General features: G+C 34.7%; 11 protein-coding genes and 1 pseudogene. All 12 read right to left on the bottom strand.

Annotation, left to right across the window (positions count from 1 at the left end; all coding sequences use genetic code 11):
* Positions 1–50 precede the first annotated feature (50 nt).
* The 12 genes and pseudogenes from HAV12_RS10735 to HAV12_RS10680 all read right to left on the bottom strand — a co-directional run bounded on the left by HAV12_RS10735 (position 51) and on the right by HAV12_RS10680 (position 21,871).
* Positions 51–1,103 carry a FecR family protein gene (locus HAV12_RS10735; RefSeq protein WP_171569659.1) on the bottom strand — a complete coding sequence of 351 codons (1,053 nt, stop codon included), beginning with the start codon at positions 1,101–1,103 and terminating at the stop codon, positions 51–53.
* Positions 1,104–1,192: 89 nt separating this feature from the next.
* The gene (locus tag HAV12_RS10730; RefSeq protein ID WP_171569658.1) at positions 1,193–1,735 is read right to left on the bottom strand and encodes an RNA polymerase sigma factor; all 543 of its coding nucleotides are present in this window, start codon (positions 1,733–1,735) and stop codon (positions 1,193–1,195) included.
* A gap of 328 nt (positions 1,736–2,063) precedes the next feature.
* Positions 2,064–2,855, bottom strand: a pseudogene (locus tag HAV12_RS10725) (SDR family NAD(P)-dependent oxidoreductase).
* A gap of 376 nt (positions 2,856–3,231) precedes the next feature.
* Positions 3,232–5,667 carry a lipopolysaccharide assembly protein LapB gene (locus HAV12_RS10720; RefSeq protein WP_205423368.1) on the bottom strand — a complete coding sequence of 812 codons (2,436 nt, stop codon included), beginning with the start codon at positions 5,665–5,667 and terminating at the stop codon, positions 3,232–3,234.
* Between the two features lie 161 nt (positions 5,668–5,828).
* Positions 5,829–6,203 (bottom strand): helix-turn-helix transcriptional regulator, encoded by a 375-nt coding sequence (locus HAV12_RS10715; protein WP_171569656.1) that lies wholly within the window; start codon positions 6,201–6,203, stop codon positions 5,829–5,831.
* 255 nt (positions 6,204–6,458) lie between these two features.
* Positions 6,459–8,897: a TIM-barrel domain-containing protein gene (locus tag HAV12_RS10710; protein ID WP_171569655.1), complete on the bottom strand. Its 2,439-nt coding sequence runs from the start codon at positions 8,895–8,897 to the stop codon at positions 6,459–6,461.
* A gap of 174 nt (positions 8,898–9,071) precedes the next feature.
* Positions 9,072–13,070: an ATP-binding protein gene (locus tag HAV12_RS10705; RefSeq protein WP_171569654.1), complete on the bottom strand. Its 3,999-nt coding sequence runs from the start codon at positions 13,068–13,070 to the stop codon at positions 9,072–9,074.
* A gap of 500 nt (positions 13,071–13,570) precedes the next feature.
* Positions 13,571–14,494, bottom strand: coding sequence for a family 16 glycosylhydrolase (locus tag HAV12_RS10700; RefSeq protein ID WP_171569653.1), 924 nt, complete (start codon positions 14,492–14,494; stop codon positions 13,571–13,573).
* Between the two features lie 49 nt (positions 14,495–14,543).
* Positions 14,544–15,935, bottom strand: coding sequence for an endo-1,4-beta-xylanase (locus tag HAV12_RS10695; protein WP_171569652.1), 1,392 nt, complete (start codon positions 15,933–15,935; stop codon positions 14,544–14,546).
* Between the two features lie 135 nt (positions 15,936–16,070).
* Entirely contained in the window at positions 16,071–17,177 is a 1,107-nt protein-coding gene (locus HAV12_RS10690; protein ID WP_171569651.1) for a hypothetical protein, read from the bottom strand.
* Positions 17,178–17,187: 10 nt separating this feature from the next.
* Entirely contained in the window at positions 17,188–18,711 is a 1,524-nt protein-coding gene (locus HAV12_RS10685; RefSeq protein WP_171569650.1) for a RagB/SusD family nutrient uptake outer membrane protein, read from the bottom strand.
* A 61-nt stretch (positions 18,712–18,772) separates the two neighbouring features.
* Positions 18,773–21,871: a TonB-dependent receptor gene (locus tag HAV12_RS10680; RefSeq protein ID WP_171569649.1), complete on the bottom strand. Its 3,099-nt coding sequence runs from the start codon at positions 21,869–21,871 to the stop codon at positions 18,773–18,775.
* Between the last annotated feature and the right edge of the window lie 346 nt (positions 21,872–22,217).

Raw genomic sequence — 22,217 nt, 5'->3', positions numbered from 1 at the left:
CGTGTTTTATCTCTTCATGGGCAATCCGTAATTTTTAGTTAATGGTATATTTAGTTAATAATTATTTTTCTGGTCGCTGCGTCATAGACAAACTCAAAACCTGTAGTTGCTTCTAATGTTTTGACTACTTTGTCCAGATCATCATTTAGTTTGAAAGCTCCTGAATACGTCCGGTTTTGATTCTTTTCTTCATTGATAACAAAAGTGACATTATAATATCTTGTCAATTTTTCTAAAACCAATGGAAGTTTTTGCTGCGAAAATTCATAATATCCTTTTCTCCAGGAAAATAATGGTTCAACATCTTCTACAGTAGTTTGCATCGTTTGATGTTTTTTGTCTAAAGTGGCAATCATTCCTGGCTTAAGATCTTCCTTAACTGTATCTCCTGCAAAAAAGCCTTTTTTAGCATACGCCACTCTCACTTTTCCGCGTAACAAAGCAGTTGAAACTTTAGTGTCTGTAGCATAACAACTCACATTAAATAAAGTTCCCAATACACGAACACTATAATTATTTGGTGCTCTCACAAAAAATGGTTTTGTCGCATTATGAGCTACATCAAAAATTCCTTCGCCTTCAAGATATACCTCTCTGTTTTTTGTATTAAAGACCACTGGGTAAATTAATTTGGATCCCGAATTCAGCCAGACTAAAGTTCCGTCTGCAAGACTTAGTTGCGCTCTTTTTCCGTACGGTACCAATATCGTATTATATTGTGGTTCAAAAGAGCTTTTTTGAACGAATAGCTTGTTATTTACCCGTATTTTATTTCCCGATGCATTATAAGCTATGGTACTGCTGTCCGCAATATTAATGGTTTGTTGTCCTGCTAATACCAATCTAACCTCGCCGCTTTCTTCAAGAACAGTTGCAGTGGTTCGGTTCGCAAATTGTTCTATTGGACTAATTGATTGTTCTTGTTGTTTTTTTATAACAAGTGTAATTCCGAGGCAAATACAGAATACAGCAGCAACACTCCACGAAAGTGTATGAAGCCTTTTTCGTCTGGGGCGTTGCTTTTCTAAAGCCAGACTATTTTCAAGTCTGACTTTTAAATCTGCCTTTGCTTCTTTTGATAAAATTTTGAAATTTGGGTACAAAATAATTCTATTTTTAAATTCTCTATATTAGTAAGAGAATTTAAAAGCAAAAACATAGACAAAAAATTTAATGTTTTTTTAATCTTTTTTTAAAGTTTCTTCTTAAGTTCCTTTAAAGCCCTGTAAACTAAAGTCCTGCAAGATTCAAGGCTAATATCTAAAATGGCAGAAATTTCATCATAAGATTGATCTTCTGTAAATCTAAGATGTAATGCTTGGCGTTGTTTTTTGCTTAGCAAAGTTAAAGCCAAAGCTAAATTAGCGTGTTTATTATAAATAGTTTCGTCTTGAATAAGTTCTTCTTCTGTCGATCCTGTTCTATAAATATTATGTGAAACTGTATCAAGACTAACTATTTTTGATTGTGATTTGATTTTTTTGAAAATATCCCGCTGAAGTGATTTAAACAAATAGGATTTTATAATTACTTCTTCAGCAATAGTTTTGTGATAGCGATACAATTCTACAAAAATATCATGAATGGCATCTTGTACTAAAGCTTCATCGTTTGTGTACTGGATACCAAAAGTAAAAAGCATATCTGCGTACCGATCATATAATTTATGATAAGCATGAGAATCTCCCTTTCTTATGCCATTCCATAAATCAATATCGCTCTTTTCATTCTTCATTGAAGATCTTTCTACTTTAAGAGTTGTTTCTTATACAAAACTAAAGAATTTTAAAAATTATCAATTTATTTTCAACAGTTATTTCAAATAATGTTAAATATTATCAAAATTTAAAAAAAACAGTCGTTATTTCTCTTTCTTTTTAATTCCAGCGTCAAAAAATTATTTTAATTTATTAAAATAGAGTGTTAGACTAGTAAAAAAAGGCATTAGAGTTTTCAACTACATTTAAATCTGTAATCTTTATACTGCCCGTGGCCGGATTTTCCAGCTTTTGACCTTTTATTGGTATATTTTTTTTATTTGAAGATTATTAAATTAAATAGTATTAGAGTGTGGTGAGAACACCGCCATCCACCCGGGTTATTGCTCCGTTAGTTGCTGAGGCCAAAGGACTGCAGAGATAAGTAACAGTACTCGCAATTTCTGAAGGACTGATAAAACGCTGTAAGAGTGAGGTTGGATTGGTGTTTTGTATAATCATTCCTTTCATCTGTTCCTCTGTTAAATCCTGTGACTTGGCAATCTGTGTTACTGCCGCCGCAACTCCATCGGAATAAGTAGGTCCCCCTAAAACAGCATTAACAGTAACCTGTGTGTTTTTTGTTAGCTTGGCAAGGCCATTGCTAATAGACAGTAGAGCTGTTTTGGTCATTCCGTAGTGAATCATATTCTCTGGAATATTAACTCCCGATTCACTGCTGATAAACAGTACCCTGCCCCAGCCCCTGTCAATCATTTTAGGAAGCAATACCCTTGAGAGCCTGATACTGCTTAATACATTGACCTCAAAGATAGAAAGCCACTGCTCATCGGTGATCTCCGTAAAATTCTTTAATTCAAATACCCCAACGTTATGGATCAGAATATCTACCTGAGGCTAGGCGCTTATTAAAGCATCCACCTCTTTTACATTTGAAAAATCGGCAACTATTCCTGATACACTAGCCTGCGGCAACTCAGCTTTTAATTTTTGCAAGGCAGCATCAACTTTATCCGCACTGCGTCCATTAATTATTACCGCTGCTCCTTCACGAAGAAGTTGCTGGGCAATGGCAAATCCGATGCCCTGTGTAGAGCCGCTGATAAAAGCGGTCTTTGACTGTAATTGTAAATCCATTTTATATTTATTATTGTATTGATTACTACAAAAATGATTCGAAAAATACCTGCCCTATTGATGGTGGAAAAAAGGACTTCTTGGTATTTTTGTATTGATTACTACAAAATTTGATAAAAAAACAGCCTAGCTCAATATACTAAGCTGCATTTCTATTTGTGCTTAGAACAAGCCGGTATACTAATCGTAACAGAAGAAGGAATAAAAATGGTTTGAAATTTGTATCGTACGGTCAATTAAGGAGACAACTATCGTATAGTTGTCTCCTTTTTTATACTCATAATAAACTCTTTATCAGATTTTTATTTCTTTACTTCTTATAATTATTAATGTAATAAACAATTCAACTTAATTACTCTAAATTGTTGAAACATATTTATTTTTTTAGTGCCACGGGTTGATAATAATGCAATTTATTTATCCATTCTTTCCATAAATACTGAGCCTTTTGCTGCAGGTGTTCTGATGCCATTTCAAATTCCGTTCGTGTATCAGATGTATCGGAACTATATGCTGAATAGAAACAGACATAAAAAGTACTGCGCTCCACTATTTTTTTTGATAAACCTAAAAATCCACTCTCCACATCTTTCCATTCTACTAGTTCATACCTTATACCCAAGTCTTCAGATTTTAAATGAATGTAAAAAAATGAATCGTAAATTTCTTCTGTTTCAGTTCGTTTTTCTCTAGACTCAAAACCAATATACATGTCTTTCTCTACCCATGCAGAGGACGAAGGCATTTCATGGTTGGTTACTAAATTTAAAAGATGCTTTAAATATTTAGCGTTTTCCTCTTTTGCCTTTAAAGGATAATCAAAAAGTCTTGCAGGTTGAGTTTCATAGAGCGAAACAATTATTTCATCAAAGTTTTGTCCGGCATTTATAATATTCAAATTACTTTTGGCATCGTTAACTACATCGCGTATATAACTTAACTGAGTGTTTGCAAATTTTTCGATAATTAGTTTGAAATACTTTTGAGCCTCATTTTTATCATTTAAACCCAGATAGGCATGAGCCATAAAATAATAATTAAAAACTTCTGCTTTTTCACTTTGCATTTTTTGATAAGTCGGATTACTAAATAAATTACTTACATCGCTTATACTTTGATTATGCAGGTCCTTAGCCATTAAAAAATTGAAGTATACAATAGCTGTATCCAGAACTATACTTACAATTGTTTTATGTTCATCTCCGTTTTCTTCAAATTTTTGGATAGTTTGCTCATATATTTGTTTTGCCTCTTCATATTTTTCCAATTGCCTGTAAGCAGATATGAGATAAAACATCACCTGATACCATTTTTCAGCTTCCAGTGTGTTTTTGTAATAATCGAAATTAGAAAGTACTTTCATACAGAAATTCTCCAGGTTCAGCGCATTATCATTTCTCCATGAAATTTCCATTCCATTATCTAAATTTTCCCAAAAAGGAGATATCTGGTAACCCTGCCAATGTATATCTGAAGCGAATTTACACTCCTCATTAAGGTAGCTTTTATGCTGATACCAGGAAACTTGTTTAATTACGATACCAAGATTGTTGCAAAGCATTGCAAAAGTATGTGGTTCATTGTTAATTGACAGTCCCTTATTACCATTAAAGTAATCATCGAATGCATGGTAGCCAGCTAAACCATATTTTTTTGCCGTTTCATAATACATTTGTGCCGAAAAATGATCGTTTCTATCCTGTGCTTCATTGCCTTTTTCCAGATAGGTGGTTAGTATATGATAGCAAATTGCACCATTGGGAAAAATTGGAAAATCGATACTTCGTAAATCGATATCTAAGTCTTCAGCAGTATCATAATATCTTTCAATCGTTAAATCTTCTACCTGCTGAACGATTTCATAATATTTGGTCAAATTATCGAAACCTTTTTTTGCATTCCTGTCATTAAAGTAATAGTTATTACTTAACATCCTCCAGGCTATAGCATTTGCCGGATTTTTTTCAGTTTCATTAATAATAATGGGCAGATATTTTGCTACAAATTCATCTTGGTTTTTATACCCAAATGCTGTGGGTATTTCAAATGCTGTGGGATAAAATAAATTAAACAAATTCCAATGTTTATTTAACTTCCCTCTGTTAAATAGCGCCTCTATCTTTTCTGCATAGTCTTTACACTCAACAGGATCTGCTACTTCAAAATGCTCTGACAATAATTGTACCGCCTCATCAAATCTTTCTAATTCAAGCAAAAGCAAACCACCTTCATAATTTCTAGGTGTCATTTTTGGAGCATGTTTAAACGATTTCAGATAATAATCGATTGCTTTGGTTTCATCTCCTTCTTCCTGATAGAGATAAGCCAATCGATAGTAAGTATCGCCGAAAGCATGGTCTTGTAAAGCGCAATTATCTTTTATTCCACTAATATCAATTAATTTATCTTTTAAGGTTTCAATAGCAAGATCATTTAACGATAGCTTTTCCATATAAATATAAATCAACCAATCATATGCCTGAAGTCTGTCCGTTATATCGCTACTCTCATTCAGTATAAGGTTACAATCATCTTGTATAGCAGATACATTATTAAAAACGGGGCTGTTATTTATCCTTATACGCCATAATAATGCTTCACAGTGATTTGGCTCTTTATTTAGTATAAATTGAACTGTTGTCAAAATATTTTCGCAGGTGTTTTTGTTTTCAATAGATAACAACAAATCATCTTCATTTGAAAAATCAAGGGTATTGTATAATTCTGTGATGTGGTTAAGTTCGTTTGAAAAGTTCATTGATATGCAATTTACAGGTAGAATAAATATAAATAAATAAAAAGGTAAAAACAAAATCTTGATTAATTTTAAGGGTAGTGGCTATTAGCGCAAAACCATTTCGTTTCAAAGCCGGGAGTTGTTTATAAATATTTCAAAGAATTGCAGCATTGCGGTTCTGCGGTATTTTTACCATCAGCTAAATTACTCAAAAAACTCTCTAAGAGCCAAAATATTTAAAGACAGTCATACTTATCCTTATAATTTTTAAGTTCCTTATCTGTTTTATCCAGCAGTTTCTCGAGCAGTGCAATTTTATCCCTGTAGAGCATCTCTATATGAAAAAGATCATCCTGCTCCACAGACGGCGCCTTTAACTTCATAAAATCACTCTTAAGGTACAGACTGCTTTCAAACTGTATAATGCTAATAAGATCCATTTCAAAAATAGAGACGATCTCTTCCAATTTGTCACAACTGAGCGGAATGGTGCCTGTTTCAATCTTACTGTAGCCCGCCTGGGTAATGTTAAGCCTGAAGGCCATATATTCCTGGGTGTAATCTTTAAGTTCCCTGATGCTTTTTATATTTTCGTTTATTTTTCCCGGCATTTGAATTGGATTTATAAGTTTACATTTTAAACTACATCATCTAGCGCAAATTCATCAAATAAACCTGCACAGCAGCGGCAGGACTGCTTAATGGCCCGAAGATTGCTACCTTTGCTTTAAATCAGGCAACACTGTAAAAAAGCTCCTTTAAATATTCCTTTCAACCCAAATCTTAACCCTGTGGTTGTTTTTTATTCAATGCAAACTTTAAAGGATAGGGCGAGAAAGCATTGGAAAAACTGTAATGAATTATCACTAAAATCTCTCTTCCACTTTTTTACCATTGTAGTTAATAATCCTCGCGATTCCATTTGGCATTACAATAGTAAATTTTCTGCTGGTTAGCATTCCGGTATATTGTCCTTTCCTATTTGAAATCGTTAATTTTTTTGATGCCTCATTCCATGAAAATTCAATTTCAGAATAAAATCCTTTCTCATAATTGTAATTATCAAACTCATCCTCATAAAGCACAAAAGAACAATCTTTACCCGGATATACTTTTATCTCCAGGTTATCCCACTTTTTCTGGGTTGCAAATTGTACTTTCGGACCAAAGGGAATAATTGCTCCTTCCTTTACATAAAGAGGCACCATATCGATGGCTGTTTTTACTATAATTTCCTGACCTCCGTTAATTTTCTCATTGGTCCAGAAGTCGTACCAATGTGTGCCAGCGGGCAGATAGACATTTCTTGACTTTTTTGCTGTAAAGTCTACAGTTATTTTTTCTGTATTTTTTTTATCACCTTGCTGATCCCAGCCCGTTGATTCGTTAACTTTTACTATTTTCTCCGGAGTATATTGTGCATGAACGACGGGAGCTACCAAAATTGACCTGCCAAACATAAACTGATCTTTAATTTCCCATCCTTTTTTATCAGCTGGAAAATCCATAAATAATGCCCGCATAAAACTGGACTGCTTACTGGTAACTTCCCATGATGTAGAATAAATATAAGGAAGAAGTGCATAACGAAGCGTAATAAATTTCTCTATTGCATCATAGACAGGCTTGCCTTTTGTGCCAAAATTATAAATCTCCCTTGGAACATCGGTGCCATGAGAACGCATCATTGAATTAAAAGTGCCAAATTGGATCCAGCGTACATACAGTTCCTGATAAAGAGGATTTTTGGCTCCTGACCTGTCATTCCATGCTTGCCTGTAGGCTCCAGCAAAAAAACCTCCTATATCTGAATTCCAATGCGGTATGCCGGTAAGGGTAAAATTCAAACCGGCCGGAATCTGATTCCGGAGGGTTTCCCAGCTAGAACCTGTATCACCAGACCATGTATTGGCCCCGTAACGCTGTTGGCCTGCAAAAGCAGATCGGGTTAAAATAAATACACGTTTCTCTGACGTGGTTTTGCGCTGATGGTCATAAACTCCACCCACAGTCATTAAAGGATATGCATTTCGCACTTTTCTAAAAGATCCCAGATATGTTTTTGTGTCATAATCTGCCGGTTTTTCCTCGAAGTGATCTGGCTCTGTAGAATCCATCCACCAGCCGTCAATTCCTTGAGAAAACAGTCCCTTATCGGCATATTTCCAGTAAATATCTCTTGCCTGAGGATTATAAGGGTCATATACTCTAACTCCCGAAGGATAATCTGCATTTGGAGGCCATATTTCTGAACCGGATTGCGGCCAGGTTTTAATATTAAATAACATTCCCTTTTGATCCATTTCCTTATAAGGTTTTGTCTGCGGACCAAAGGAAGACCAAATCGAAATAATCATATGGGCGTTAAGATTATGAACCTCGTCCACCATTTTTTTCGGATCTGAAAATTCAGGATTTAAAAACTCCATTGCATTCCATAAATAATTGTTACCCCAATATTGCCAGTCTTGTATTATTCCGTCAAGGGGCACTGCTAGTTCACGATACTTTTTCACTACCTCTACCAATTCATTCTGACTTTTGTATCGCTCCTTACTCTGCCAAAAACCGTAGGTCCACAAAGGAAACATTGGTACTTCTCCAGTTAATTCCCGCATTTTTCCAATTACCCCATCTGCATTACCTCCGTACATGAAATAATAATCAACAGCATCTCCCACAATCGATTTAAAGGAAGTTTCGGTGGCATCATCTGTAAATTCTGTTGGAGAATAGTTATCCCAATAAAGCCCATAGCCTTTTATGGATTGAAAAAAAGTCACGGCATCATCCACATTGCCCTGCTCGAGATGATATTTTTGATTTCGCTGGTTTAAATCTCCTCTTTGATGTTGTCCCAAACCATAAATTGGTTCCTCTTTATCTAAGATAAAAGATTGTGTGACTGTAAAGGTCTTTACTCCTGCATCATCAAAAGGTTCGAATTTCGTTCCTTGAGGTTTTTCTTTTAATAATTCATTTTCAGAGGCTGAAAATGCTATATTTCCTGAAGCAGTATTTACACTAACAGTTAATTGATTCGACTTTAAAAAGATAATATTGCCAAAGGTTTTTACACTAAAAGCAGTTTTGGCAGGCTTTAAAACTACCGAAAGACTTTCTTTTGAAATTTTTTTTATCTCCGGAAATTTAATAACCCTGACAATTGCAGGACTGTAAAACTGTATTTCTATGTTATTGCCATTTGCAATAGTCTTGATTCCCTGAATGGTTTTCTGGAATTTCTGCGCATTACTATGAAGGCAAAAAAGCAGCACAGTACATAGGGAATAAATAATTTTCATTTCAATTGAGTTAGATAGTTTATAGTGTAATAAAAATAACTTTTGTCGTTTTTAAAGCCTTTAAACTATGTTGAAATAATTATAACTCATGTTGAAACCAGATAGCAATAAATCACAAAACACACACAATCAATATGTTAAGAAAAAAAAATTAATTTATTATATTGAAACATTTTACTCCCTGCTCTGGCTGGGCGTTTTACCAAAAGTGTCATGAAAGCATTTGGTAAAATAAGAAATACTATTAAAACCTACCTGATCAGATACATCTGCAATTGTCAGTTTTTTATCCAATAATAATTCGGCTGCTTTTTTAAGCCGGATAGTACGAATAAAATTTGTGGGAGAATGATCTGTAAGGGCCATCAGTTTTCGATATAAACCAGTACGGTCCATATTCATATCCTCACTGAACTTTTCTACTGTATAATCAGAATTCGACAAATTATCTAAGACACACTTAAAAGTGCGTTTTAAAAACTCCTGATCAACCGGATTATCTGTTAAGGCATCAATTTGCACTTCCTTTTTATTAATGAACGTTTTTCGTCTGGCCTCGTTTATTTCCAATAGTTTATCAATTCGAAGCACCAGCAAATTAATATCAAAGGGCTTTACCATATAAGCATCGACTCCGGCCTTATAACCTTCAAATCGAGCCTCATCAGAGGTTCTTCCCGTTAGCATGATAATAGGAATGTGACTCACGGCAATGGTATTTCGAACCGATTGACTTAATTGTGGACCATCCATTTGGGGCATGATCATATCTGTTACTATAAGATCCGGAACATGCATTATTGCTTTCTTTAAACCTTCTTCTCCATTATTGGCTGTGATTACATTATAATACTTTTTCAATTCAGCCAGCAGATAGCCTCTAAAAATAATGTGATCCTCAACAATAAGTATATTTTTTTTTGTTGATTCTTCCCCTTCTTTAAAATAGGGAACTTCGGTTTCTTTACCAACGGATAAGAGTACCTTAAAACAAGTCCCCTGCCCCGGATAACTGGTTACCCTGACCCACCCGCCATGCATTGTTGCGTAATATTTTACCATATACAGACCTATACCGCTGCCGGAGGATCCTCCATTTTGATTGTCTGCCTGATAAAAACGATTAAAAATATTATCTATTTCTATTGTAGAAATTCCAATTCCTGAATCTTCAACCAAAATTATCAGAACTTTATCTTTACTATCAATTACGGCTGAGAATTTAACTGTACCCCCTGAACCGGTAAATTTAAAGGCATTAGAGAGCAGGTTAATTACTATTCTGGTAATTTTTTGCCTGTCCAGATACAAGTCATCGTTTTGCGGGTCGATATCCCAGTTAAAGTCAATTTCTTTTTCTTCTGCTATTGACCCATAGGCTTTACACAATTCACTGATAAAGGAAAGATTATCATAAAAATTGCGATGTAATATTTCTTCTCCTGTATCAATCTTTTTAAAATCAAGCAACTGATTGACAGTATCTAATAAAAGGTCGCTGCTGGAACTGATTTGCAGGAGTTCTTTTTTTATTTTCTGATCTTCCACTCTTGCAAGCAGCGATTTTAAAGGTGTTATAATAAGAGTGAGGGGCGTACGCAACTCATGACTCATATTGGTTATAAAATCCGACTTAGCTCTCTCTATAGCATAATCTTGTTGCTTTTTGCGAATTGAAGTATTATGTTTTATAATAGCCTTAGAAATTAAAACAATCCCGACACACAATAATACCAAATAAAGTACTTTGGCAAGAATCGTATTCCATATAGGAGGCTCGATGATAATTAAAAGATTTTTGACTCTGCCAGGCCAGTGCAGACCGTCAGAACTGGCCTGCACCATAAAAATATACTGGCCGGGAGCTATATTGGTATAACTGGCTTCACCTACTCCGGGGGCAGAATTCTCCCTGCGCCAATTCCTATCAATATACTCGAGTTTATATCTGAAATAAGTGTGTGACTCATTGATATAATTGAGTCCGGAAAACCCAATGCTGAAAAAGTTTTGATCATGTTTCAGCCTTAAGGTATCGGTTGATGTTATAGCATTTTTTAAAACAATCTCTTTGTTTATTTTCTGACCACTTGTCACGTTTTTACCAAACAATTTGAAGCTAAATAAAATTGGATTAAGAACATATTGATTTTCTCTGGCATCATTTCTTTTTAGATTATTCATACCGTCTATTCCCCCGATAAATAATCCGTTTTTTGAAGAAATAAGCGCAGCGCGATCAGTAAATGGATATTCCAGCACTCCGGTAAATTTATCATAATTTATGATTCTAAAAGTAAGTCCGCTTGCTGCTCTTTTTTTAATAATATGACTTACACCACGTGAGGTGGTAACCCAAAACGAACGATCTATATCTTCCACTATCGCCTTAATACTATTGTTTACTAAACCTTTATCGGTATTTAATTCATATAACTTTTGATTTTTGTGATCCCAAATGGTCAGGCCATTATAAGTCCCTAACCATAAATCTTGGTTAGAGTCAGATAAAAGACAACTGTATTTATGGTTTTTTTGACTAAACATTGCCATTCTTTTATGTCCTTTTGCCAAAGGCATGATAATTTTATCACCTGCGATATTCATCATAAAAGGACCATTATCAGAAATGCCAATCAATTGGTGATTCCACTGAGTGATTTGAAATACATCGGCAGGAGAATTAATCAAAAAGGACACACCAAAAGACTGCAAAGACTTATTCCACTTGAAAATTCCAGTGTCAGTACAGACCAATATTTCGCCTGGACTGGTTTGGTATACAAAACTGGTGGATTGTTTTGTATATTGTTTTATAAAGCCATTTGAACCAAATACATACAGTCCTTTATTGGTCGAAATCCATATTTGACCTGTAGAATCTTTTAACAGAGAATGGCAATGCAAATCAGAGAGTAAAACCTTGAATGACTTTGTGTGATTGAGAGGAAGTTCGGCTATATAGAGCCCTTGATTGGTACCGATCAGTAATTTCCCATCACCAGTTTCTTCAAAACAATTTATCTGAAATTCATCATTGTCTTTTAAGTTGAAATTGCTTTTTTGATAATATTTAAAACGAGAACGATCCTGATGATGATAATAAATCCCCTTATTTAATGTCCCTATCCAAAGCCCTCCCTGATAATCAAATAAAACAGTACTTACTTCAGTCTTTATTTTGTTTTTTTCTGTTAAATTTAACTCAGGATAAAAACTTCCAAAGGTACTGCCATATCTAAAGTACCAAAGCCCTTTGCTGCAGCTCATGAAAAAATCCCCATTCTTATTTGCTGCAAAGGTGTTAAGCCAATAGGTGTCGGTTTGTAATAAGACTATTGACTGCCTGGTCTGAGTATCATACCGAATCAATTGTCCTCTTATCATTCCGGACCTTACCACATACAGATATTTACCTACCACCGTGGTGTGATTCCAATCATTAAAATCACCCAAATCATCCCTGACAATAAATAGTTTATAAATTTCTTTTGAGGTGAAGCGGTCAAAGCAACGGATTAATCCTGATTTGTAAATTAAATATACTTTCTGCTGAGCAGTAACAAGATCGTAAAGTAGTTCCTCCGGGCTTCCCTTTATAAAAATTCTGTTTAAAAAGCAGACTACCTTTTTTGAATCCTGCTGGTAACAAAGCAGTGCACCTAAATCATTTACTACCCATATATCTTTTTTTTCATCAACAAATAAATCAACCGGAGTGCCTTTAAATCCTAAAAAATGCAGGATTTTAATCGGATCGGCTTCACTCTTTTCTTTAGAGACATTAATCAGGCTGATTTTCCCTTTATACTTAAACCAAATGCGATTGTTTTCTATGTAACTGTGATGAAATCCCTTGTATGATATAAGAGGGGCAGAATTATCATCATCAATTTGTATTGTCTTAAAATCTGCTCCATCGTATAAGTTCAGCATTCCCTCGGTAAAAACACCTATCCTACCATCCGGGAGTTCAATAAAATTCCTGATTTTCTCTTCATTGAGCTGGTGCCTGTTTTCAATTGGAGAAAACAGAAGGTCTTGTGAAAAAACTTTACTGCTAAAAGAAAAAAAAATGATGCAGAGAAAAAAATACCCATGCACAGAGAGTTTCAAAATGCCGTTTTCCTTTTTCAGACCCTGCCACAAAAATTTAAATAATAATTTAGTCATTTATTCGAAGTTCGTATCTATTAAAAAAATAGAAATATGAAGTTGTAAATATACTCTCTAATTTAATAATGCTATTATAGATCAGATGAACAGCAATTCTTTATAGATGAATAATTAAAAATAAATTATAATAATCAGGTAGGCTTCTGTCGCATCTAAAGGTAAAACTTAATTTTAGATGCCACAGAGCCTCCATCATAGACTCTATCAAAAATTACTATAACAGCTGTAGAAGAACATGCAACTCTGGGAATTGTCCAGTTATGGTCCCTTGACTGGACATAAAAATAGTAAAAGCTTAGAAAAAAGAATTATATTCCAGAATATCACCATAACAAGAGATAAATTGAGATTAAACATTAATATATAAAAGAGGCTGTTCCTTTACGGAAAGCCTCTTTTTTAAAGTTGTATTTTGAAGAATTGAATTCGAACCATCAGTGCTGGCTACAACACAAATATTTATAATTTTTTCGAAATCTGCTTCCTCCGCTTATCAATTAGATTGGTCTTTTGTAAACGGTAACATCATCTACCCACATCATTACAGATGAAAATAAGTTAATCTTATTAGGGTCTATGAAATTGGAATCTTTTGATCCAACATTTAGATTAAATATAATCGAGTGTGGTCCGAAATTATTTAAATTAAGATTTCCTGCACTACCATTGGTATACGTTGAAACCGTTACATTATCTACCTTTATAGTTACGGTTACGACATTGTCTTTCATTTTCCAAAAGGATTCATATAAATGCCATCCACCATTTCCATTTATATCAAAATTACCCGGATAGTTTCTCTCTGCAGAATTCCCTATAAGGTTTGTTCCGCTGGAAGTTCCATAGAAAAGATTTGAAGTAAAACGACTGGCATTAGGCGCAAAAGAGTACCCTTCCATGATGTCAATTTCTCCTTTGGTTGGCCAGGCATTTTGCTGCACAGACCAGAAGGCAGGCCAGGCGCCGTAGGTTTGCGTGAAAGATTTGTAAGTTCCGCCATCCATCGCTACTAGTTTAATATTGGCGGAAAGCATATACTCTGTATTATTTTCAGGCTTATATTGATAATTAGAAGAAATGAATCCGGATTGATATTTGTAAGTGCTCAATTTTGTTGTCTTGATTTCCAAACATTGTTTTCCATCTCTCCATTGCGTAGTTGGCACTGAACTGGCATAGTCGCAATACCACGAATTATAATCTGCTCGTTGTTCTTTTGTCCATTGTGACAGATTAGAACCTACATTGAATGTATCTTCAAATTGTTTCACCCAGGGTGCACCGGCTATTTTACCTGTACTTTTAGAGTTGTTTACACTTGCCAATTGGTCTTCTGCCAATACAGGACTTGTATTATCTGAGCAGGATGCAAATCCCAAAACACATGATAATGCTAATGATAATAAATTTAATTTTTTCATAATTTTTTGTGGTTAATTAATAGTATAGTAAAGTAATATGCTTTAAAATTTAATCTAAACCTTCGAGGAATCCGGTATGCGAACTTTTGACAGCAAAATTGGAGTCATACAATAAAGGCCAGTCATTTCCAACATGGTTCAGATCTGTACTATATGGAATCCAGGATTCATTATCCTTCATTCCCCAAATCGTTAAAGCGTATTTATTTGCTGCGGGAAGTGCATTATAGATTTTTACGATTTCCTTGTATTTTTCTTTTTGAGCTAACCTTCTTTCATTTGTAAAAGTAGAGATGTCATTAAATTGATTGACTTGAATGTCTAATTCCGAAACATGTATTTTCAGACCCTTTGAGACTGCTCTGTTAATATCTGTTTCAATTTGAGTTTTTGTCGGGCTTAAATAAGTATTATGCATTTGGAAACCAACACCATCAATAAGTTTACTTGTTTTTAAATCATCTATAATGCTAAAAACCTTGTCTTGTTTTGGGATATTGGTAGACGTTGCATAATCATTATAAAACAGTAATAAATTTGTATCACCTGCTGCATTTGCTGCATTTCTTGCCCATTGAAAACAATCTTTTACATAATTAGGTCCCATTCGTCTAAGAAAAATAGTATTTCTCATGTTGCCGCCATTATCATCTACAGCTTCATTAACCACATCCCATGATTTTACTTTTCCTGCATAATGCGTCACAACATCCGTAATGTATTTTTTTACTTCTGCTGCAAATTCAGTATCAGTACCTGAAAAATCTATTAACCATTTTGGTACTGAGTTATGCCATACTAAAGCGTGACCGTGAACATTGATACCATTTGAATTTCCGTAAGCAACAATTTTATCTGCCACTGCCCAGTTATAAACACCGCTTGCAGTAGAAATTTGATCCATTTTCATTTCATATTCGGCAGAAATACTGCTAAATTCATTTTTCAAAATGATATCATAGGGGCTTCCGCTGGTTAATTGTGAGGCCTTTATTGCCATACCAACAAAAAATGGATTTGCTGCCTTATTGACTTTTACTTTTAAAAAAGTAGGATCTTCAGGAATACCACTGGAACCTGTAGTTACAACACTAATCACATTTGAATAACCCGAAGTTTGCGTCTCTGATTTGGCTCTAATTCTGTAATAATACTGCGTACCTCCTGTTAAACCCACTACAATTTCATTTAAATCAGTTACTTCTTTTGAATTGTAATTGGGCACAAATGCTGTAAAATTTTCGGTTGTAGAAACATCCAAAAGATAGCTTTTAGAATTGGAAACATAATTCCATTTAGCTTTAAAACCATTGTCATTGACATCTTTTGGTGCATTTGCAATAGGTGTTTCTAAAGTTTCAACAGTTTCATTGTCATCTTTAGAACAGGCATTTAAAAAAAAGAAGAGACTGCTGAGCACTAGTAAAAATTTAATTTTCATACTGTTTTTTATTATAGAATATTCTGGAAATACTCTTATTATACTTTATTTATTATTTATGATATCATTTACTTTGATAAAAGAGGCTGCTTTGATGACAACCTCTTTTTTATTTAAAGTGCATAGAATCCTCAATTATTGGTAACGAATTTTAATATTGTCAAATTTTATTACGCTGGGATTTGGCGTATCACTCTGTACAATTCCTACCTTAATTTCGGTAATTTTAGACGCATCTATTGTACTGGCAGTATTTGCTCCGAACCCGTAATTATCTTTAAAATCAGCTAAGGATATGGTTTTTGTTGTCCAATTTACATCGGTTACTTTAAAATTATAACCATAGTCTTTACCGTCAATAGTGTTCAATTGTATGGCGAATTGAGCGCCTGTTACATTGGCACTTACATCCATATCTATAAAAGTTCTAGTTGCATCTTTACTCGATGCATTTAGAAAACCAGCACCTGTACCGGCGCTGCTTCCGTTATAACCGTTGGCAGTTGAACCAGACCAGGTAAGTGCTGCATAATTACCTGTTGGACCACCTGTAGTATTGGCGTTAAAACTATCGATATCGCCATAAGCGTTCCAGCTTGTTCTGACACCGTTTCCGTCAAAATCAGATACAAGAACTAGTGTGGCAAATTCTATTGTTCTTTTTGCCGTACCTCCCGGTGTAGTGATTGTTAATTCTGATCCTGAAACTGCATCTGCAGGTAAACCGATAATAATTGATGAAGATGATTTTAGCGTATAATTTAGTGCTTTTCCTCCTAAAGTTACCGAAGAAATATTATAAAACCAGGTGTCTTCAATTTCCAGCGGAAATCCCGGAGTTGCTATAGCCGGAATTGTTTTTACAATAGTGGGATTGGGTTGTAAAATCTCAATTTCTTTTGTGAACGAACCGGCAGCAGTTTCAAATGTAATAGGTTGTACACCAAATCTGCTTCCTAGTTTTTCGTCAAAAGGAATCGTAAAAATAAACGCTTTATCTGAATTATGATTAGGATTAAAACTGATATTAATTTTATTATCCAGCGTAATTTTTTTTAGCCCCGTTAATCCCTGGCCTTCCACTCTGACTTTATTTAACGGAAAAGCCTGATTAAGTAAATCTCCGGGTTCAGCCACCATTGCATCTATATTTGCAGCAGCATTATTATCATCATTTTGGCATGCTGTAAAACAAGCAAGGGCCAAAAGAATTAAAATCCTATATTTTATTTTATTGATCATAGTATAAAAATTAATTGAAGTTAAAAGGAACCGGCGGTTCTAATAATGATGGATTAGTATCAATAGCAGATTGAGGTAATGGCAATTCAAAATAATTATTCCCAGGGGTTATCTTTCTGGAAACCAATTCAGTTCTGGCATCATCAGAATAAAAACCAACTTCCTGCTGTGAAATAATTGCTGTCGCTTCAGCGAGACCTCGGCGTTTTAAATCAAAAAAGTACTGTCCTTCAAGTGCAAATTCCACTCTTCTTTCGTTAAACAGATCCTCTCTGGTAAGTATCGTTTTAGCGGGTAATCCGGCTCTTGATCTCACTTCATTAAAAGCGCTTAAAGCAGCTGCCGATGTAGTAGAACCTGCTCCGGCCAAAATCGCTTCGGCATGCATTAATAAAACATCAGAATATCGTAATATAATCGTGTTTTGTGATGTTCTCATAAAAAACACATCGTTTCTTTCGGCTGCAGAACCTACAATGTATTTTCTGAAATTAGCTCCGGTAGAAGAGAGAATTTTTTTGTATGTGAAACCGCCTTGATTTTTTAATAATTCAGGATAAAAGTCACCATCTGTCATAATCGTGTTCTTTTTTCTGGTATCCTTGGGGTCAAATCCAGCTTGTAGTGAGATAGAAGGCAGGTAAACTCCCCAGCCGTCGCCGCCACCGGTTATTCCTGTACCTCCCGGAACTATATAGGCCTGGTTTGTATTTTGTGTTCCCCATTCGGTAGCAATCGCTTTCCATTGTAGGGCAAACATACTCTCTGCACTATTATTATTTTCGGGGCTGCTAAATAAGTTTCCGTATTCTTGTATTAAATTATATTGATTTCCAATAATTTGCTGGGTTAAAGCAGCACTTTCTCCGTATTCATTTAAGGTTAAATGCACTTTTGCAAGAATACCCATAGCGACAAATTTAGTAACATACCCTTTTTTTACTGATTTTTCAGGTAAATTTTGAACGGCATATTCCAAATCCTGTTTTATGAATTTGTAAATATCCGAAACGAGATTCCTTTTTGGCTGTGCAGCAGAACCAGCTTTGCTAATAATAGGTACAGCACCAAAAGTTCTCACGAGATAGAAATAGGCATTGGCTCTCATAAATCTTGATATTGCTATAGCATTTTTATAAGAGGCTTCAGGCAATTCGCTTTTTCTCTCTTCAACCAGACTCATTAAATTATTGGATTGATCGACAACCGAAAATAACGAAACGTATCCTTCTGTCAGAATTGGGTTTTGCGAGGTTACCTGGGCATCTTTAAATTGTGCATAGGCACCATCAAATGAAAAAGCATTTCCCGCATACATATCTCCTACAGCAATCAGGAATTTATCATTGAAAGTAAACCACGGCTTAAAATACAAACTCTCTGCGATTCCGTCAAAAGCGGTAACACCTTCGGGTAAGTCTGCCGGAGTTAATTGATTTTCAGATGGTGCATCCAAAAAATCATCTGAACAGGAAAATAAAGACAGTAATGGTATTAGCATTCCCATCATAAAAAGTTTAAAAAGTTTTTTCATAACTATTTTTTTTATGTTAACGATTATGAATCATTAAGTTAAATGTGTTTTTTTATCAATTTTAGAATTCTAAATTCATTCCCATAGAAATTGTTCTTGGTACTGGATAGCGTCCTAAATCAATGCCGCTCAGGGTTATATTCTGATCTAAATTTCCAAGGGCAGGATCAAAACCGGAGTATTTAGTAAACGTGTATAAATTTTGAACATTGGCGTATATTCTTATTTTAGAGAAAATAGATTTTTCGAATATCTTTTCTGGTAAATCATAGCTCAATGAAACATTCTGAATTCTTAAATAAGAGCCATCTTCTACAAATCGATTTGAAATTCTGCCATTACCGTTTGGATCATTAAGTGTAATTCGGGGTACGTCTGTATTTTCGTTTACTCCAGGTTCAAAAGCACTTAATGCCTCAGTACTAACATTTCCAAAACGATCTCCAAATCCCGGATAAATGCCATCCGTATAATGACGCGTAAAGTTGTAGATCTGGTTGCCCTGACTTCCTGTTAAAACAACAGATAAACTGATATTTTTGTATTTAAAATTATTGGTAAATGCATAAGTAAAATCAGGAATTGCATCTCCTATGGCTGTTTGATCTTTACTATCGATTTTTCCATCACTGTTAAGATCTTTAAAACGAATATCTCCAATTCCTGTTCCTGTTTCCTGAGTTGGTCCTGCAGCTAATTCGGCAGCATTTTTAAATAATCCATCAGTAACATATCCATAAAATTGTCCTACCGGCTGTCCTTCTGTGGTTCTGGTAACGTTATATAAATCGAATTGTACTTTTCCTAACAAAGATTTGCCCTGACCCTGAAAACTTGTCAGCTCATTATTGTACTTAGATAAAATAATTGTACTGTCCCATGTGAAGTTTTCGGTCACAATATTTCTTGTATTCAATGTAAATTCGACTCCTTTAGTGACAATCTCGCCTGTGTTCAGGTAGTAATTAAGTGCACTTTGATTGGATTCATCGTTGATTTGTTTGGTCAGGAAATCGGAAGAATTTTTAATATAATAATCAAAATCTATTTTTACTCTGTTATTAAATAATCCTAATTCAAAACCAGCATTGAAAGATTTAAGGGATTCCCATTTAATATCCGGATTACCTAAATTATCAATCGTTGGCGATACACCTCCAAAGGGGGATGAAAGTAACGACAGAATGGTTTGATATCTGTTTGCCGGAATATTTTGATTTCCTACAAGACCGTAACCAGCTCTAAACTTTAGATAATTTACAGTATTGGATAAAGGCTCAAAGAACTTTTCGTTACTTACTGTCCACCCTCCTGAAAATGACGGAAAATATCCCCATTTGTTCTTAGGTCCAAAATTTGACGAAGCATCCGCTCTTAAAGAAGCAGAGAAAGAATATCTGTCAGAAAAGCTATAGTTCAATCTCGAAATATAAGAGGCCATAGACCATCTGCCAGAACCATTTCCGTTAAGCGCAGTATCAATATCACCTATGTTTAAGTTCGTAAAATCCTTGTTTAAAAACTCACCTGTTCTGTAACCGCTTAAATATTCATAACGGCTTTCCTGTGCTTCCTGACCTAATAAGAAAGTAAAATTGTGTTTTTCATTTAGTGTTTTATTATAAGTCAGATAGTTTTTAATATTCCAATAATAACTTTGATCCTGCTGTTTGAAAGATTTGTTTAAAAGTTCAGACACATTTCCTAAAGTATATTTAGGTGCAAAAGCACTGCTTTTTGAAAAATTCAGATCATAGCCTAATTCAGATCTAAAAACCAATCCTTTGATAATCGTAAAATCAGCAAATAAATTACCATTAATTTTAAATCTTTCCGTAGTTGAATTATTGTATTCCGACAAAGCTATTGGGTTCGTTGCTTCATTTGCCGAAGATCCTAAACCAGATGTTGGTCCCGCATAAGATCCATCAGCGTATCTAACCGGTAATTCCGGCGATTGTCTTAAGGTATTCATCACTAAACCACCTCTGTCATCGTTTCTTACTACTTGTTGAGACGACTTACTTACAGATAAATTATTACCAATCTTAAGCCAGGATTTAACATTAGAATCTACATTTAATCGCATCGATAATCTGTTGAAATCTGAGTTTAGAACAATTCCTTCCTGATCAAAATAATTTAAAGAGGTATAAAACCGTGTTCCCTCTTTTTCACCGGAGAATGACAGCTGATGGTTGTACATTGTAGCGGTTCTAAAAAGTTCATCCTGCCAGTTTGTTCCATTACCTAATAAATCAGGCTTTTGATATTGATACGGAACAGGCTCACCGTTTAATCTGAAAATTTTTGCCTGATAAGCAGCATATTGTGGTAAGTTTAAAACATCAACGGTATTTGTTACCTGCTGAGTTCCTAAATAGGTTTCATAGGTAAACTTTGATTTTCCTTTTTTTCCCTTTTTGGTTGTAATCAAAACAACACCATTGGCGCCATTGGCACCATATATAGCCGTTGCTGAGGCATCTTTTAAAATATCTATCGTTTCGATATCCGAAATATTCAGACCGGACAAAGCTGAATTTTTAGTTTGTCCGCTTCCTCCGCCTAATGCGCTGAATGAAAAAGAGTCGTTGTTTTTATCTGCAAAAACGGGTGTTCCGTCAATAACATATAAGGGCTCGTTACCGTTAATGGAAGTTATTCCTCTTATTTGAACAGAGATTCCACCTCCGGGAGTACCTGAATTTTGAGTAACGTTTACACCTGCGGCCTTACCAACAAGGGCCTGATCGATAGAAGTAAACGGTTTGTCCTGAATTTCAGAAGCTTTAATAGAAGAAACAGCACCGTTTATATCTTTTCTTTTTGAAGTTCCGTATCCTATCACAACAACCTCATTTAATTTTTCAAGGTCATTGACCATGACCACCTGCATGACTGATTTTGCGGGCAGTATTAAATTTTTATATCCTACATAACTAAAAAGCAATGAAGCTGTCGGTTCGACATTGTTTAAGACAAAACTGCCGTCGAAATCGGTAACTGTTGCGTTTTTTGTTCCTTGTACTACTACACTAACACCCGGCAGACTGATTCCGCCAGATGTTACTTTACCTTTAACAGTTTGAGCAAAGAAAAAATTTCCCCACATACACACTATTAAACACAATAGTTTTTTTAATGTTCTTTTCTGCATAAAATTTGGTTTAGAGTTGAGTTAAATAATTAGTTGTTTTAGTTTGTAAAAAATATTGAACAGGTTGTTTTTTGTCTAGCTCATTGTATAAGTTTTGATAAAAAAACTATTTCTTAAATATTTCTTAACGAAAGTAAAATCTAGAGCAGTGCAAGTGTAGAACAGATGAAGCAAATCATGCATCATTTGATGCAAAACAGCATTTCAACCCTCTGGATTTAATTAATAACACATAAAAACTCTTAAACAACCAATGAAGTATTGACAAAAAATTATACTTTAAAATATATTTTGCGAAATTATATTGTAGTATTTTTATTAAAATAATAAGTTTAAGCAAATTCAA

Origin of the sequence: Flavobacterium sp. CLA17, assembly GCF_013112255.2 — a bacterium.
GTDB lineage: Bacteria > Bacteroidota > Bacteroidia > Flavobacteriales > Flavobacteriaceae > Flavobacterium > Flavobacterium circumlabens.
The sequence above is the reverse complement of the archived record's forward strand: the minus strand, read 5'-3'. Positions and strand labels throughout refer to the sequence as shown.